The following is a 15,269-nucleotide window of genomic DNA, read 5'->3' on the forward strand; positions in this document are numbered from 1 at the left end:
CAATAGGGAAAGGCCGGGACTCGGGATCTGGCACTTCCCCCATCTCCCCCTTGTCTATTTTTCCCGTCCGCTGTAGACTCCACCATTATGTCAGCATCCCCCCCCACCATCATCGAGGTCGCCATTCCGGTAAGGATCGACCAGACCTTCTCCTACCGGGTGCCGGAACGGCTCGCGGCGTCGGCAGCGGCCGGCAAGCGGGTGCTGGTGCCGTTTGGCCGGCGCAAGGTGACCGGGTACGTCCTCGGTCCGGGGGACGCCACGGCGGCGGAGTTGAAGGAGATCATCGAGGTACTGGACGCGGAACCACTCGTCACGAAGGCGGAGCTGGCGTTTCTCCGCTGGGTCGCCTCCTACTACCTCTTTCCCCTCGGCGAGGTGCTGAAGACGGCACTGCCGGCGGGGATCAACCTCACCAGCCGAAAGCGCCAGGTGGCGGGTCCGGACGGGACCAGCGCCACCGAAGAGGTGCTGGCGGGCGGGAAGCGGGTGAAGACGGAGCTGTTCTACCGGTCCCTCCCGGCTGCGGCAGGAGTCACACAACCACGGGGAAGGGGGGGAGAGATCCTGGCGTTCCTGGCGGGGATGGAGGAGGCGCCGGCCCATCTTCTCCGCCAGCGGTTCGGTCCCTGCGCCCCCCAGCTCAAGCGGCTCCGGGAACTGGGGTTCGTGGCGGCCACGGCGCGGGAGGTCTACCGCGACCCGTTCCGGGAGGAAGTGTTCGAGCACGACACCCCCCATGTCCTGAACGACGACCAGGCGGCGGCCCTGGCCCGCCTCGTCGCTGCTTGCGATACGGCCGCCTTCGCTCCCTTCCTCCTTCACGGGGTTACGGGGAGCGGCAAGACCGAGGTCTACCTCCAGGCCATCGCCCACGTGCTCTCCCGGGGGAAGACGGCGCTCGTCCTGGTGCCGGAGATCGCCCTCACCCCCCAGCTGGTTCGCCGCTTCAAGCGCCGCTTCCGCTGCGGCATCGCGGTCCTCCACAGCGGCCTCTCCGATGGGGAGCGTTTCGACGAATGGCGCCGGATCCGGCGCGGGGAGGCGGAGATCGTCATCGGCGCCCGCTCCGCCATATTCGCCCCCCTGGAACGGCTCGGCATCATCGTGGTGGACGAGGAGCACGAGGGGTCCTACAAGCAGTCGGAAGGGGTGCGCTACCATGCCCGGGACCTGGCCCTGGTCCGGGGGAAGATGGAAAAGGGGGTGGTCCTCCTCGGTTCCGCCACACCGCTGGTAACGAGCTTCCACGCCGCCCGAGAAGGGCGGCTCGGCTGCCTGGAGCTCCCCCGGCGGGTGCGCGACCTCCCCATGCCGACGGTGGAGCTGGTGGATGCCCGGGGGAAGAAGGGGGAGACCTTCCTTCCCCCCCTGGCCGCCGCGCTGGCCGACAACCTGGCGGGAGGGGGGCAGTCACTCCTCTTTCTCAACCGGCGCGGGTTCGCCACCTACCTGGTCTGCCAGGAGTGCGGCTTCGTCCTCCGCTGCCCCAACTGTGCCGTGACCCTCACCTACCATCGGCGCCGGGAGCGCCACTTCTGCCACTACTGCGACTACTCCATCCCGGCCCCCTCCGTCTGCCCCGGCTGCGAGAGTCCGTCCATCGGTCTGCTGGGGCGGGGGACGGAGCGGGTGGAGGAGGAGGTGCGGGAGCTCCTTCCCGAGGCCCGGGTGAGCAGGATGGACCGGGACACCACGAGCGGCCGGGGAGGGCACGCCCGGATCCTGCGGGGGCTGGAGGAGGGGCGGATCGACATCCTCATCGGCACCCAGATGATTGCCAAGGGGCACGACTTCCCCGGCGTCACCCTGGTGGGGGTGGTCTCCGCCGATGCGACCCTCAATATCCCCGATTTCCGCAGCGCCGAGCGGACCTTCCAGCTCATCACCCAGGTGCTCGGCCGGGCCGGCCGGGGGGACGCGCCGGGGCGGGTCATCGTCCAGAGCCTGGCGCCCGATCACTACGCCATCCGCCATGCCGTCAGCCACGACGTGGCCGGATTCTACGAGGAGGAACTGGCCTTCCGCCGGGAGACCGGCTACCCTCCCTTCGCTTTCCTGGCCGCCCTCCACCTCTCCGGCACCAACGCGGCAGCCGTGGAGCAGGGGGCGGAACGGGCCGCCCGTCTCCTGCAGCAGCTCAAGGGGCGCCTCCGGAGCAGGGTGGAGATCCTCGGCCCCGTCACCTCACCCCTCGGCAAGCTGCGCGGCCGCTTCCGTTGGCAGATTCTCCTCAAGGCCCCCGCCCGCAGCGACCTGCACCGGCTGGTGAACGGCTTCCGCGGTGCCATCGACCTGCCGGCCCAGGTAAGGCTTGTGATCGACATCGATCCGGTGGAAATGATGTAGTTTCGAACGGAAAGGGTCCTTTTTTGCCCTGGCGGTGTCAATCTGCGGCCTTGCGTGTGCGGCGTACCGATATACACGCCTCCGTGCAATTCCTTGATTTCCTTGCCAGGACAAAAAATCCCTCCTTTCCGGGTCGGAAACGAGTTCGTGTGAGCCTTTACCGGCCTCCAGTCCCGAGTCCCGAGTCCCGGTCTCAAATATCCCTTGCCTGCCGCCCCCCAATCCGTTATTTTAAGGGCACTTAACCTGGTTTCCATCCGGAGTTTCCGGATGGAAACTAACCTGTTTACCGCGAGGAGTCCCCATGGGTCACGTACGGACCGTCTGCACCGCCATCCTGTTGTTCATGTTCACCCTGACCGCCGTCCAGGCGGCTTCTGCTGCCGGAACCCTGAAGGAGATCAAGACCGGCGGCGGCGCTTCTCCCCGGGTGGAATTCGTCACCGACCGGCAACCTACGGAGGTCTCCTGCTACACCATGCCCCAGCTCCGGCGGGCCATGGTAGACCTCTACGACATCGAGCCGGGAAACATCGCGCCGGTGGTACCGGCGGACACGAGCCTCATCAAGCGGGTCACCGTGGAGCGGCGCACGATCAACGGACGGGTCCTGAGCCGCGCCATCATCGACCTCGCCCGGGACGCGGAGATCAGCGTCGCTCCCCATCCCGTGGAGAAGACCAGGGTATTCGCCATGCTCAAGCCCCTGCCGGTGGCCGGGGCTGCCGTCGCGCCCCCCGCTCCGGTGAAGAAGGAGAGCAAGAAAACCGTAACGCCGCCGCCACTTCCGGCGGCAGGGAAAGCCCCGGCAGCCAAGGCTCCCGAGAGCAAGACGACGGAAAAATCCTCTGTAAAACAGGCCCTCCAGCCGGTGGTACCGTCCTTCGGCCCACCCCCCGTGGTGAGCGACGTCAGGAGCAGCAAGGAGAGCATCGAGATCGTCGCCCAGACCGCCATCGAGCGCTTCACCACCTTCACTCTCACCAATCCGGGGCGGCTGGTGATCGACATCGCGCCGGGGGAGAGTTCCATGGCGGCCAAGGAAGTGGCGATCAACCGTTTCGGCGTGCGCAAGCTCCGCGTCGGCAGATACCCGGACAAGGTCCGGCTGGTGCTGGACGCGGACAGGGCGGTCTTCCCGGTCCATGCGTTGCAGCGGGTCGGCTCGGGGCTGAAGATCGTCTTCGGTCCCGTCGCGCCGGCGGGCCGCAAGTAATATCCCTTGTCTTAGCCCCGTAATTCCGGTATGTTGGGCCTTGCCGGGACTGCTTCCATAACACATTTCCAGGGAGAATTCTGTTCATGCGCATCACCATTACACTCGCCATCATTCTCGGCCTGTCGGTCGGGAGAGGGGTCGCCGTTGCCGCCGAGGCACCGATCGGGGAGGCTGCCCCCGCCGTGGTCACGGAGACGGTACCCCCCGTCGACCAGAAGGACCTGACCATAACCACCCTGCAGCAGGAGAACGCCCGCCTGCAGGAGCGACTCAAGGCCCTCGAGGAAAAACCGGCCCTGACCGCCGAAGCCCTCGCCACCAGGAACTTCCAGCGGCTGCAGGAGATCGCCCGGGACACCAAGACCCAGCGCCAGTCCATGGCCGATTTCGAAAGTTACGTGAAATGGATGTCCGGCAGCCTTTCCGGCTATGCCAAGTATATCGAGGCGGGGTCCATCGCGGCCGGGTTCGCCCGGGTTCTCCCCATCCCCTATGCCGGCCAGGCCTCGCTCCTCACCAAGTTCGTCTCCCAGGGGGTCCTCTCCCTCAATGCCACGTCGGTTGCGATCAGCCGCTACCTGGGGAGTTCCCAGCAGTTCGTCAGTCGTGTCGAGGCCCTCGACCCGGCCCGGCCGAACCCCAAGGAAGTCGGGGCGCTGAACCGGTTTGCCGACGAGCAGCTCGGGCGGGACATGCAGGATGTGCAGCAGAAGCTCACCGGCACCGCCGATCTGTCCGCCTCCTCCCTCGCCTTCCTGGAGAGCGTCAACCACTACGTGGGGAGCACCGACGAATACTGGAACAAGACCAAGTCGTTCATCACCCGGGGGGATGCGGCCAAGAAGGAAAAGAGCTTTCTCAGCGAGAGCATCGCCGGACTGAAGAACCGGAACGGTGCCTTCAATGCCAAGCTGCAGCTGTTCAACGACAGCAGCCGCAAGGCCAGTCCCCTGATCAAGTCCCTCGGTACCTACGACGAACTGGTCCGCGAACTGTCGGGCGGTGTTACCACTGCCAAGCGCTGAAAGGGAACGGGAACGTCCGTCATCGCCTCATCCGCTGCGGTCGGCCCTTCGCTGCGGACCCTGGCCGATTGTAACCGTAAGAGCTGCAGTGTTTCGCCCGGCATTCCCTGCAATGGAGAACTTCGGCGGGTGTCCGCTTGCCGCTCGGGCTTTCCCTCCACTCCTGAGGCCATGACGGACGTCCGCGGGAATGGAGGAAAAAACCTGAACATGGAGGAGAGACCATGAACGTACGTGAACGGATCGAAAAATTCCTTGGGGCGGAGGTCTTCGGTGTGGCGGGGGCGTCCACCAACCGGGAGAAGTTCGGCAACAAGGTCCTCCGCTGTTACCTTGAAAACGGAAAAAGGGTCATCGGCATCAATCCCCGGGCCACGGAGATCGAGGGTGCCCCCTGCGTGGCGACCGTGGCCGACCTCCCCCCCGAGGTGAAGAGCCTTTCCGTCATTACCCCCCCTGCCATCACCGAGCAGGTGGTGGCGGAGGCGATTTCCAGGGGAATCGAGAACATCTGGATGCAGCCCGGCGCCCAGAGCCCCAGGGCGATCGCCGCCTGCGAGGAGCACGGCATCAACGTCATCGCCGACGGGAGCTGCATACTGGTGGTGCTCGGCTATCACGACCACTAGAATCGCACCCGTCTTCACGCCATCTTTGACCGGCCTTCAATCGCACAATCCTCGACGTGGCCCTGCTACGCCTGCGGTTTTGCTCACTCAGTCCGACCAAATCTGGCATAAATCCGGGCGCGATCCCTACTGACAGGAGGACAAACCAGATGGATGAGGAACTGCGCGACCAGCTCAAGAGGGTGTTGACCTCGGTGGAGATGCTTCTCCCCCGGCCGGTGCCACCGATCGATTGGAGCGCATGCCACGCCGCCAACTGGCGCCGCCATTCCTTCAGCGGCTGCCTGGAACCGGTGCCGGAGATCGAAAGCATCCAGATGGACGACCTGCTCGGCATCGACAAGCAGAAGGGGGCCGTGGAGGAAAACACCCGCCAGTTCCTGGCCGGACTTCCCGCCAACAACGTCCTCCTCTGGGGGACCCGGGGGACCGGCAAGTCGTCACTGGTGCGGGCGCTGCTTCACCGCTACGCTCCCCGGGGGTTGCGGGTTATCCAGGTGGACAAGGACGACCTGATCCATCTTCCCGACATCGTGGACGCCATCAAGACCGAGCCGTACAAGTACATCATTTTCTCCGACGACGCCTCCTTCGAGACGGGGGATTCCAGCTACAAGATGCTGAAGAGCGCCCTCGACGGGTCGGTCTACGCCCCCCCCGACAACGTCCTCATCTACGTCACCTCCAACCGCCGCCACCTCCTTCCCGAGTACGAAAGCGACAACCGGGGGGCCATGCTCGTCAACAACGAAATCCACCACGGGGAGGCGGTGGAGGAGAAGATCTCCCTCTCCGGCCGGTTCGGCCTCTGGGTCGGTTTCCACCCCTTTACCCAGGACCAGTACCTGGAGGTGGTCGCCCAGTGGATCGACCGGCTCTGCACGAAGAACGGCACCACCCTGTCATGGGACAAGGATGCGCAGGACGAGGCGATTCTCTGGTCCCGGAAGAAAGGGGACTGGAGCGGCCGTATCGCCTACCAGTTCGCCAGCCACTGGGTGGGGAGGAAGCTCCTGGCGCAACGGAGTTAAGGTGGTACACTGAGTACCGGTCCAGGCCCTTTTCACGCCGTTCACCCCATCACTCTCTACCAGTACTGATCATAATTAAGGTCCGCGGGAAGTACCTTTCCCCGGGACCGGGAGGTCTCTGACATGAACATGCGCCGGATGCTAATCCTCGGTCTGCTCCTTCTCACCCAGTTCATGGCCGGTTGCGCCGTGAACAAGACCGATATCCAGGGGTTCAATCTCATCTCCGTCGCCGAGGAAAAGGATCTGGGGGACAAGTTTGCCGTGGAGATCGAGAAACAGTACACGGTAGTGAACGATCCGGAGCTGCAGGGGTACGTGGAGCGAGTCGGGAGGAGGCTTCTGACCGGTGCGCGGAGCGTCGATTTCCCCTATACCTTCAAGGTGGTGCTGGACGACAGCGTCAACGCCTTCGCCATTCCCGGCGGGCACACCTACGTCAACACGGGCCTCATCAAGATGGCCGACTCGGAAGCCGAAATGGCGGCGGTCATGGCCCACGAGATCAATCACGTGGTGGCGCGCCACGGCACCCGTCAGATGACCCAGGAGTACGGCTACTCCCTGGTCCTCCAGCTGGTGCTGGGGCAGAATCCCGGACTCCTGGCCCAGCTTGCCTCCCAGATGTTCGGCAAGGCCGGCATGATGTCCTACAGCAGGAGCATGGAGAGCCAGGCGGACTACCTGGGGGTGGAGACCATGTACAAGGCGGGGTACAACCCGGAAGGGATGCTCACCTTCTTCACCAAGCTCGACAGCAAGAGCGCCAGTAACCCGAGCCAGCTGGCCCGGTTCTTCTCCTCCCACCCCCTTACCGCCGAACGGATCCAGGAGGTGCGGTCCGAGATCGGCCAACTGCCACCGAAGAGCTGGCAGCCGGGGGACCCGGCCGAGTTCAAGCGGATCAGGGCGAAGGTGTCCAAGCTGGTGGCGCCACCGGCCAAGCCGGCCACCGGCACGAAATAGTTTCCATCCGGAAACGGTTCTTTTCCGCCCTGGCGGTGTCAACCATCGGGTTTGCTTGTGCGGCGTACCGACGTACACCTCCGCGCAACCCCTCGGTTTCCTTGCCAGGACGAAAAACTCCTCGTTTCCGAATTGGAAACCGATAGTGTCACATCCGGAGTTTCCGGTTGGACACGAAAAATAATGCGGGATTGATATTATCGATATGAGAGGAGGGACGGTATGAAAGCGGTATTACTGGAAGGATTCGGCGGGCTGGAGGTGCTGAAGATCGGGGAGGTGGCCATTCCCCAGCCGGGTGAAGGACAGGTGCTCGTCAAGGTGATGGCGACCTCCATCAACCGGCCGGACCTGGTGCAGCGGGAAGGGAAATATCCGCCGCCGCCGGGTGACTCGGAGATCCTCGGGCTCGAGGTCGCCGGGGTGATCGAAGCGGTCGGGCCGGGGGTCACCGGCTGGCAGAAGGGAGAGCGGGTCATGTCCCTGGTGGGGGGAGGGGCCTACGCTGAGTACGCGGTTGCCTACGCCAGCCACCTGATGCGGATTCCGGAGGCCATGAGCTTCGAGGAGGCGGCCTGCGTCTGCGAGTCCTACATAACCGCATTCCTGAACGTCTTCATGATCGGCGGGCTGAAGGACAACAATACTGTCATCCTCCACGGCGGCGGCGGCGGAGTGAATACCGCCGGCATCCAGCTCTGCAAGGCGCTGGTCCCCGCCACGAAGATCATCGTCACCGCCGCGCCGGAAAAGATCGACCGGGTCAAACAGCTGGGCGCCGACCTGGTCGTCAACTTCCGGGAGACCCCCGACTTCTCCGAGCTCGTCAAGGAGTTCACCAACAAGAAGGGGGTGGACGTGATCCTCGACCATGTGGGAGCCAAGTACCTGGCACCGAACATGAACTCCCTCGGCTATGCGGGCCGTCTCGTCATCATCGGCATCATCTCCGGCATCAAGGCGGAGCTCAACCTCGCCCTCATGATGGTGAAGCGCCAGCAGATCATCGGCTCCGTGCTCCGTTCCCGGCCGGTGAAGGACAAGGGGGAGATCGTCGCCGAGTTCACGAAGACCGCCCTCCCCAAATTCGCCGACCGGACTATCGTCCCGATCATCGAGAAGGTCTTCCCCCTCGACCAGGTGGTGGAAGCCCACCGGATGATGGAAGAGGACCGGCACTTCGGCAAGATCGTACTGAAGATCGGCGCCTGACAGCAGTTTGATGTCATCGGGGGGAGCCAACGGCTCTCCCCTTTTTCGTGGATAAATCTGCCATACGAATACAGCGGTTCTTCCGCGTTCTACGTATGGTAAAATCGCACGACAATGGATGACGGGGAATCGCGTGGGAAAGAAGAACTGCTGGGAAATCATGGCCTGCGGGCGCGGACCGGCGGGTAACGGCGGAGCCGGGGAGGATGTTTGCCCGGCGGCGTTGGCCGGTGCGCTCGATGGCGTCCATGGGGGTACTAACGGTGGGCGCGCATGCTGGGTGGTGGCCGGCACCTTCTGCGGTGGCGTGGTCCAGGGGCAGTTCGCCCGTAAGTACTTCGATTGCCGTTCCTGCGCCTTCTACGAGCAGGTGCGCGGCGAGGAGAAGGGGACGATGCTGAAACCCCGCGAACTCCTTGACCGGCTTGCCCGTCGTGTCGGAGAATCCGCCGGCTAGAGCTCGGGCAGTTCCCGCAACAGGGGGGCGAGCATGTCTCCTGCCATGAGCCTGAGCTGGGCGATGAAGCCGGCGGGGAGGGGGGCGTGGAGCGTCAGTCTGGTTCCGGTGGAGGGGTGCACGAAGGTAGTGCGGAAGGAGTGGAGGAGATGGCCGGGGTACTCCGGCAGAGTTCCACCGCCGTACCGCTTGTCCCCGCGGATGGGATGGCCGGTGATCTTGAAGTGCTGGCGGATCTGGTGCATCCGGCCGGTGACCGGCCAGACCGCCACGAAGGCGATCCCTTTTCCCTGGAACAGGACGCGGAACCTGGTTTCGGCCTCCTTACCCTCCAATGCAGCCGAAATGCTCCCCGTCGGCGCCGGTTTTCCTGCCACCACCGCAAGGTACAGCTTGTCCAGCCCCTCTTCCTGCAGCATCTGGCCGAACATGGCCGCAGATGCCGAACTCTTTGCCAGCATAACCACGCCGGAGGTCCCCCGGTCGAGCCGGTTGATCGGCCGCAGCTTCCCTTCTCCCCCCCGTTCCGTCACGAGTTTCATCCCGAGCTCGACCAGGTTCCGCTCATCGACTTCCGCGGCCCGGTGCATGGGAAGGCCGGGCTCCTTGTTGAACACCATGAGCCACTGGTCTTCGTAGAGGATGTCGAGGCCGGGCCGGCTGCCGGCCAGGAGTTGCCGGGTCCGGCCGCTCTCCTTGAGGGTCACTGCATCCCCCAGGCGCAGGAGCGTGTCGAGGGAGGTGGGGGCACCGTTGACCTGCAGGTGGCCTGTTTTCGCCAGCTGTTTCAGGTAGCCGTGGGGAGCGGCCGGGAGAAGGTTGTAGAGCAGGTTCTCCATCCGGCGGCAGTGATCGGTTTCCGTAATGCGGTAAGTAAACATGGGGGGAGTATAGCCCGCGAAGCGGGAAGGCGCAAGCCGATTTGTCCCTGTCTGCGTATGAGCACGGTCCCTGCCACTCAACAAAAAAAGGCCTGCAACAGTGCAGGCCTTCTTCCCGTTATCCATACCCGCGACGGTCATTCCCGCACGTAGGTATCCATGTCCGAATCGTGGACCATCCCCATGACCCGGGCGTACTCCGCTTCGATAACCTCGAAGTGATTGTGGGTCTCCCGGGCATTGAGCTCGAAAACCGCCCGTACCTGCTGGTTCTCTATTTTGGCGGCAGTTTCCCGCAGGGTCTTTTCGAGCTTCTGCTCGTTTTTCAGTGCCAGTTCCAGCGCTTTCTGCTCATTGAACCCTTCGTCGATGGTCTTGGCCATGGCGGCCAACCAGGTTGACTCTTCTTCAGGAGGGGCATTCATGAAGTCGTCGAAGGATGCAATGTCACTGCCGTCGTACGCCTTGAAAAAATGGCCGGCATGGACACGCTCTTCCTGAGCCAGGAGCTCGAAAACTCGCTTGGCGTCCCTGTCCTGCATTAGCCGTGCCCCAAGCTCGTAAAAATTCATGGCGTTTTTTTCCGTTTGTATCGCCTTTCTCACCGCTCCCTGCACACCGATGTTGTCGAACATTATCGCCTCCAAATGTAGTTCTGTGCCGCGGAATGCCACCGAAGGTTACAGCAACCCCTTCACCGCGTTCATGACCGCCCCGTAATCCGGCTCCGTGGTGACTTCCGGCACATGCTGGATGTAGCGGATGGTGTCCTGGGCGTCCACCACGAAGATGGAGCGTGAGAGGAGCTTCAGTTCCTTAATGAGCACCCCGTAGGAGAGGCCGAAGGAACGGTCCTGGTAGTCGGAGAGGGTTCGAACCCGGTCGATCCCTGCCGCACCGCACCAGCGCTTCTGGGCAAAGGGGAGGTCGAGGCTCACCGTGAGCACCACCACCGAATCGGGAAGGGTGGCCGCCTCCTGGTTGAAACGGCGCGTTTCCATGTCGCATACCGGCGTGTCCAGAGAGGGGACGGCGCTGAATATCTTGATCTTGCCGGCAAAATCCGCAAGGGCCAGCGGCGCAAGGGCGGTATCGACCACCCGGAAATCGGGAGCCCGGTCTCCGACCTTGAGTTCCGGGCCAACAAGTGTTATGAGGTTCCCCTTGAAGGTAACGCTACCCGTTCTTTCCTCCATCGTGTGTCTCCTTTTGCTGTTATGATCACGTCGCCATGGCGGACAATTGTGTGCTGCTAACCCGGGACTTCTCTGTCCAGGTGGGCCAGTTGCTCCTGGGGTTCGTTGAACACGATGCCGAGATAATAGGCTCCGTTTCCGTAGGACTCCGCATGGACAACCCGCCCCTGCACGGGGAGAAGCGAGTTCTCCAGGTCGAGTTCCATCTCCATGGAAGAGCCGATGCCGATCTGCTGAAACACCTCCATGCCGACCCCGTTCTTGCTGATGTTCAGCGTCCGCCCCAGGGAAACAGGGGTTTTCTGCTCCTCCCCCTCCCGGTTGACATAGGCGATGAAGAACAGTTTATTGACCCGCGGACAGGCCCGGTGCTTCCCCGAAAATTCGTTCGTATCCATGGCCGGCTTCCTTTGAGTGATGTAATGTCAAGCCACGTCAAGTATACCATAACGACTGCATACGCAACCCCCATGTGGTGGACTCCCCGGGAGTTTCCTCCCGACAAAAACAGGCCTGCGGAGGCAGACCTGCTTTTGTCCATGGAAAACCGCGGTGGAGCGGTGCCGAGACCGTTGTCAGCTCTTGGCCGACCACTGGCCGTGGAGATTGCAGTACTCACGCACCACCACGTGCTCCGCGCTGATGGGGAACGTCGCCTGGGGCGCATCCCCCGGTTTGAGACCTTGCCGATAGACCTTGCCGTCGGCGATGACCTCGATCCATTCTATGTAGTGCTTTTCCTCCATGGGATGGGGGACACTCCCTACGTTGACCGTCAGGGTGCCGTTCCCCTTTTCCATGACCGGGACGTGCTTTTCCTTGGCCGCATCCACCGTATTTTCGGCCTGCAACTTCATCGGCTCACCGCAGCAGACCAGTTCGCCGCCACCGGCATGGAATACCTCGACGATATTGCCACAGAGTTCACACTTGTACACTTCCAGATTGTTTGCCATGAACATGCTCCTCCTTGTTATTTACCTGAATCCGCGGGAGCTGAGCGCCCACGGGACACCCATTCCCCACGGATTCAAGATGTATAGGTGTGTCAGTTGCAGATTTTTGTATACGCATCTCAGCCGGGGCACCGGCTACTTGAGCCACTGAACAAGGTTATCCGCAAGATGCCGATTGTCAACATCAAGAAACCGGTTCTGGAAAATGGCGTCGTCGCCGAACACCACGAACCGCCCCTGCCCCAGTTTCCCTGCGACGGCCACGCCGAAAGACTGGACCGCCTGCAGAGGCTTTCCGTCAGCCCCCGTTCCCAGATCGACAGACGCACGGGCTCCGGTGGACGCGATGATTGTCGCGCGGGAATCGATGTTGGTCAGTGCCCAGCAGCCGTAGACACTGAAACCGCCGAGGCCGGCCAGAAGGGGATCGCCGGCCAGGCTGGTAACCCGGAAGTTGAGCGGCTCATCCCCGATGACGTTGTCATGCTCCCTGATGACGCCGTTGGAAAAATCGACGCCGATCCGGTGCAGGACATCTCCCAGAGGGGGGGCAACATGGAGCATCACGGCCAGGCGTCCCCCCCGTTCGAGAAAATGGGCGATGGCGGCAACCTCGTCGGGTGCATAGGGGGTGAACGGTCCGGACAGTACCAGGACGTCGGTGGCTGCCAGTGTCCCATCGGCAAGTATGCCGGTGCTCTGCGTCACTTCGAACCCGCCCATGCGGAACCGTTCGGCCAGGCCGGCCAGATGGAGGGGACCCTTTTCTCCGATGGAGAATCGCTGGCCGTGCCCTTCATCGAACAGCACCACCTGCTTGGCACTGGCGTTGCTGACACCGGCCATACACAGCACAATCAACACTACGGTCATTCCTGCAATGACTCTAACGCGTTCCATCTACTCCTCCCCGGCATCTATGAAGATGAATTGACGATAAAAGACAAAATAGGTCTTGTTGGTTTATAGCATCAGACCGTGGCCGATGCAACTGATTTTCTTTCGGCCCGCGAGATGGAACTTTCGCTTCACGGCGCACTCACCCTTTCAGGGTCAGGACAAAACGATGCGTCGATGTCCCGAGCCGAGGTTTCCTGTTGACAGAAAGAGTGGCAACGATGTAATAGAAGAGAGCTTGTGGAGGCTGACGCGATGCTGTCGCGCAGTGGCCCGACCAGGAAGGAAACCGTGATATGAGAGAGTTGCTGGGAGCCGTTGTCATTCTGCTGGCTGTCGCTTTTGGTGCCGATGCCATAAACCTCAAGGCCTACAACGGCAACGTAGATTTCGACCATATGGCACACCGAAAGAATTTCGGCTGTGCCGACTGCCACGAAGGCCCCCCCCGCTATATCGAGATGACCAAGGAATCCGCCCACAAACTCTGCCTGGGGTGCCATAAAAAAGTGGGAGCCGGACCGGTCGTTCATTGCAGCGACTGCCACAAGGCTTCCTAGAACTAGCCTACTACACCAACTCATTGCGCAACGGTCGGTTCCTGCAGAAGTGACGACCTGCGCAGCCGATTTTTGCGCCCTAACAGGCGCCTCTCGTCCCGGCACCGACCCGTATCCATCTGCTGTCATCCCGGTATTTCAGTATCGAGCCCGCGGCGATCATCTCACCCAGGAACTGTTCCATCACCACGTCATAAATCCTGTCCCGTTTCTGTACCAGTATCCCCATGATCTCTCCCTTCCGGAGTATGTTTTCTCTTCTCGTTCCGGTATTATCCCTTGCAGTGACCGTACCATTATTATAAAAAGTTTATGATAACTTTGTAACGTGGTAGAATGATTCCCCAAAACACTATCTCTACCAAGTTGGGAACGGCCTGATGTCGTCTCTTTTGTATGTAAATAATATGCAGGGGGTCAGGCGGGGTTTTTGATGGTAACCATCGCTACAAGTCATAATTGCTTGTAATTTCCCTGTGTTGAAAAAATTACGGTACGAAGGAAAACGAGCGGTGTTTCGCCTGATTTGTATGAGAAATTTATACATGCATGATGGCGCTATCCGCAAACGCAGACGGCGGGACGATGACCGGAGGAGACGGTTGACAAGGAGGTGCTCCAGCTTGTATGCTCGGCCTGTGTCTGCACGATGTTACTCTATCAACGAGGTGTTCTCACCATGACCGACAATGACAAACCAGTGAACGAAGAAAACAACGGCGAAGAGAATTTCGCCGACCTCCTTGCCCAGAGTTTCGCCGCGACTCCCCGCCTGGCGCCAGGAGACAAGGTGGAAGCGAAGGTCCTCAAGATCTCCGGAGAGTGGATATTCCTCGATACCGGCCGCAAAGGGGAGGGGGTGCTGGAGCGGAAGGAGCTCCTGGACGCGGAGGGGAACCTGACGGTCCGGGAAGGGGACACGGTCACCGCCTGGTTTCTCTCCTCCCACCATAATGAAATGCGGTTCACTACCAAGGTCGGCGGCGGGGTGGCCGGCAATGCCCAGCTGGAAGATGCATGGCGCAGCGGCATCCCCGTGGAAGGGCGTGTGGAAAAGGAGATCAAGGGGGGCTTCGAGGTTAAGCTCGGGACGGTCCGCGCCTTCTGCCCTTACTCCCAGATGGGGTTGAAACGGGTCGCCGATGCCGCCGTCTATGTGGGACAGCACCTCTCTTTCAGGATCACCGAATACGGGGAAAAGGGGCGCAACATCGTCCTTTCCCACCGGGCGGTGCTGGAAGAACTGCAGCACCAGGAAAAGGAGCGGCTCAAGGCTGCCCTTCAGGTTGACCAGACCGTCACCGGCACCGTCACATCCCTGCGGGACTTCGGCGCTTTTGTCGACATCGGCGGGGTGGAAGGGCTCATCCCCATGGCCGAGGTGGGGTGGGGACGGGTGACCGATATCCGGGACGCCCTCAGCGTGGGGCAGCAGGTGCAGGTGGTCATCAAGCAGCTTGACTGGGACAAGGACCGCATCTCCCTGAGCCTGCGTGAGACGCTGGCCGACCCGTGGGAAAAGGCGGTGATGAGCTATCCGGAAGGCTCCTTCCATACCGGCCGGGTGGCACGCCTGGCCCAGTTCGGCGCCTTTGTCACCCTCGGCGAAGGGATCGACGGTCTTATCCATATCTCCCGTCTCGGTGCGGGGAAGCGGATTAATCACCCGCGGGAAGTGCTCAAGGAAGGTGAGGAGGTGGAGGTCAAGGTGGAGAGTGTCGACCGGGACAACCGCCGCATCTCCCTCGCCCTGGCAGGCGTGGCCCGGGCCGCCGACGAAGAGGAGGCAACCCTTGCCTCGTTTCGGAAGAGCGCCGAGGAGAGTTCGGCCCAGTCCCTCGGGTCGCTGGGGGAACTTTTGAAGGCGAAGCTGGAAAAGGGAAAGAACTAA

The 15,269-nt window shown here is 62.1% G+C and carries 17 protein-coding genes; 10 read left to right on the top strand and 7 right to left on the bottom strand.

The genetic code is table 11. The features are described 5' to 3' along the window. Positions 1 to 87 precede the first annotated feature (87 nt). From priA to LDN04_RS05155, 8 genes are all read left to right on the top strand, one after another. On the top strand, positions 88 to 2,349 hold the full coding sequence (priA, locus tag LDN04_RS05120; RefSeq protein ID WP_223907171.1) for a primosomal protein N': 2,262 nt from the start codon (positions 88 to 90) through the stop codon (positions 2,347 to 2,349). Positions 2,350 to 2,653: 304 nt separating this feature from the next. Next, on the top strand, positions 2,654 to 3,565 hold the full coding sequence (locus LDN04_RS05125) for an AMIN domain-containing protein (protein ID WP_223907174.1): 912 nt from the start codon (positions 2,654 to 2,656) through the stop codon (positions 3,563 to 3,565). A gap of 86 nt (positions 3,566 to 3,651) precedes the next feature. Further along, the gene (locus LDN04_RS05130) at positions 3,652 to 4,593 is read left to right on the top strand and encodes a hypothetical protein (RefSeq protein WP_223907176.1); all 942 of its coding nucleotides are present in this window, start codon (positions 3,652 to 3,654) and stop codon (positions 4,591 to 4,593) included. A gap of 224 nt (positions 4,594 to 4,817) precedes the next feature. Further along, positions 4,818 to 5,222, top strand: coding sequence for a CoA-binding protein (locus LDN04_RS05135; RefSeq protein WP_223907178.1), 405 nt, complete (start codon positions 4,818 to 4,820; stop codon positions 5,220 to 5,222). Between the two features lie 149 nt (positions 5,223 to 5,371). Beyond that, positions 5,372 to 6,253, top strand: a complete 882-nt coding sequence (locus tag LDN04_RS05140; RefSeq protein ID WP_223907179.1) for an ATP-binding protein — start codon at positions 5,372 to 5,374, stop codon at positions 6,251 to 6,253. A gap of 123 nt (positions 6,254 to 6,376) precedes the next feature. Beyond that, positions 6,377 to 7,219, top strand: coding sequence for a M48 family metallopeptidase (locus LDN04_RS05145; RefSeq protein WP_223907182.1), 843 nt, complete (start codon positions 6,377 to 6,379; stop codon positions 7,217 to 7,219). Positions 7,220 to 7,441: 222 nt separating this feature from the next. Then, positions 7,442 to 8,431, top strand: coding sequence for an NAD(P)H-quinone oxidoreductase (locus LDN04_RS05150; protein WP_223907185.1), 990 nt, complete (start codon positions 7,442 to 7,444; stop codon positions 8,429 to 8,431). A 133-nt stretch (positions 8,432 to 8,564) separates the two neighbouring features. Next, positions 8,565 to 8,888 carry a two-CW domain-containing protein gene (locus LDN04_RS05155; protein WP_223907187.1) on the top strand — a complete coding sequence of 108 codons (324 nt, stop codon included), beginning with the start codon at positions 8,565 to 8,567 and terminating at the stop codon, positions 8,886 to 8,888. Here LDN04_RS05155 and LDN04_RS05160 read toward each other — a convergent pair. The 6 genes from LDN04_RS05160 to LDN04_RS05185 form a co-directional block, all read right to left on the bottom strand. Further along, positions 8,885 to 9,727, bottom strand: coding sequence for an RluA family pseudouridine synthase (locus tag LDN04_RS05160; protein WP_223907190.1), 843 nt, complete (start codon positions 9,725 to 9,727; stop codon positions 8,885 to 8,887). The genes LDN04_RS05155 and LDN04_RS05160 overlap by 4 nt on opposite strands. A gap of 179 nt (positions 9,728 to 9,906) precedes the next feature. After that, positions 9,907 to 10,404: a ferritin family protein gene (locus tag LDN04_RS05165; RefSeq protein WP_223907192.1), complete on the bottom strand. Its 498-nt coding sequence runs from the start codon at positions 10,402 to 10,404 to the stop codon at positions 9,907 to 9,909. A 45-nt stretch (positions 10,405 to 10,449) separates the two neighbouring features. Continuing rightward, a complete protein-coding gene (gene tpx / locus LDN04_RS05170) occupies positions 10,450 to 10,965 on the bottom strand; it encodes a thiol peroxidase (RefSeq protein WP_223907196.1) in 516 nt (171 codons plus the stop codon). A 56-nt stretch (positions 10,966 to 11,021) separates the two neighbouring features. Next, the gene (locus LDN04_RS05175) at positions 11,022 to 11,363 is read right to left on the bottom strand and encodes a PilZ domain-containing protein (protein WP_223907199.1); all 342 of its coding nucleotides are present in this window, start codon (positions 11,361 to 11,363) and stop codon (positions 11,022 to 11,024) included. 177 nt (positions 11,364 to 11,540) lie between these two features. Further along, positions 11,541 to 11,921: a desulfoferrodoxin gene (locus tag LDN04_RS05180; protein ID WP_223907202.1), complete on the bottom strand. Its 381-nt coding sequence runs from the start codon at positions 11,919 to 11,921 to the stop codon at positions 11,541 to 11,543. A 135-nt stretch (positions 11,922 to 12,056) separates the two neighbouring features. Then, complete coding sequence (locus tag LDN04_RS05185) at positions 12,057 to 12,821, bottom strand: GldG family protein (RefSeq protein ID WP_223907205.1); 765 nt, start codon at positions 12,819 to 12,821, stop codon at positions 12,057 to 12,059. Positions 12,822 to 13,114: 293 nt separating this feature from the next. Here LDN04_RS05185 and LDN04_RS05190 point away from each other — a divergent pair, with 293 nt between their 5' ends. Next, complete coding sequence (locus LDN04_RS05190; RefSeq protein ID WP_223907208.1) at positions 13,115 to 13,378, top strand: cytochrome c3 family protein; 264 nt, start codon at positions 13,115 to 13,117, stop codon at positions 13,376 to 13,378. 79 nt (positions 13,379 to 13,457) lie between these two features. Here the strand turns inward: LDN04_RS05190 and LDN04_RS05195 are convergent, their stop codons facing one another. Next, positions 13,458 to 13,607, bottom strand: a complete 150-nt coding sequence (locus tag LDN04_RS05195; protein WP_223907210.1) for a hypothetical protein — start codon at positions 13,605 to 13,607, stop codon at positions 13,458 to 13,460. 450 nt (positions 13,608 to 14,057) lie between these two features. Between LDN04_RS05195 and rpsA the strand changes: the two genes are divergently transcribed. Continuing rightward, positions 14,058 to 15,269 carry a 30S ribosomal protein S1 gene (gene rpsA / locus LDN04_RS05200; RefSeq protein WP_223907213.1) on the top strand — a complete coding sequence of 404 codons (1,212 nt, stop codon included), beginning with the start codon at positions 14,058 to 14,060 and terminating at the stop codon, positions 15,267 to 15,269.

Source organism: Geobacter sp. AOG1, assembly GCF_019972315.1.
Taxonomy (GTDB): Bacteria; Desulfobacterota; Desulfuromonadia; order Geobacterales; family Geobacteraceae; genus Geomobilimonas.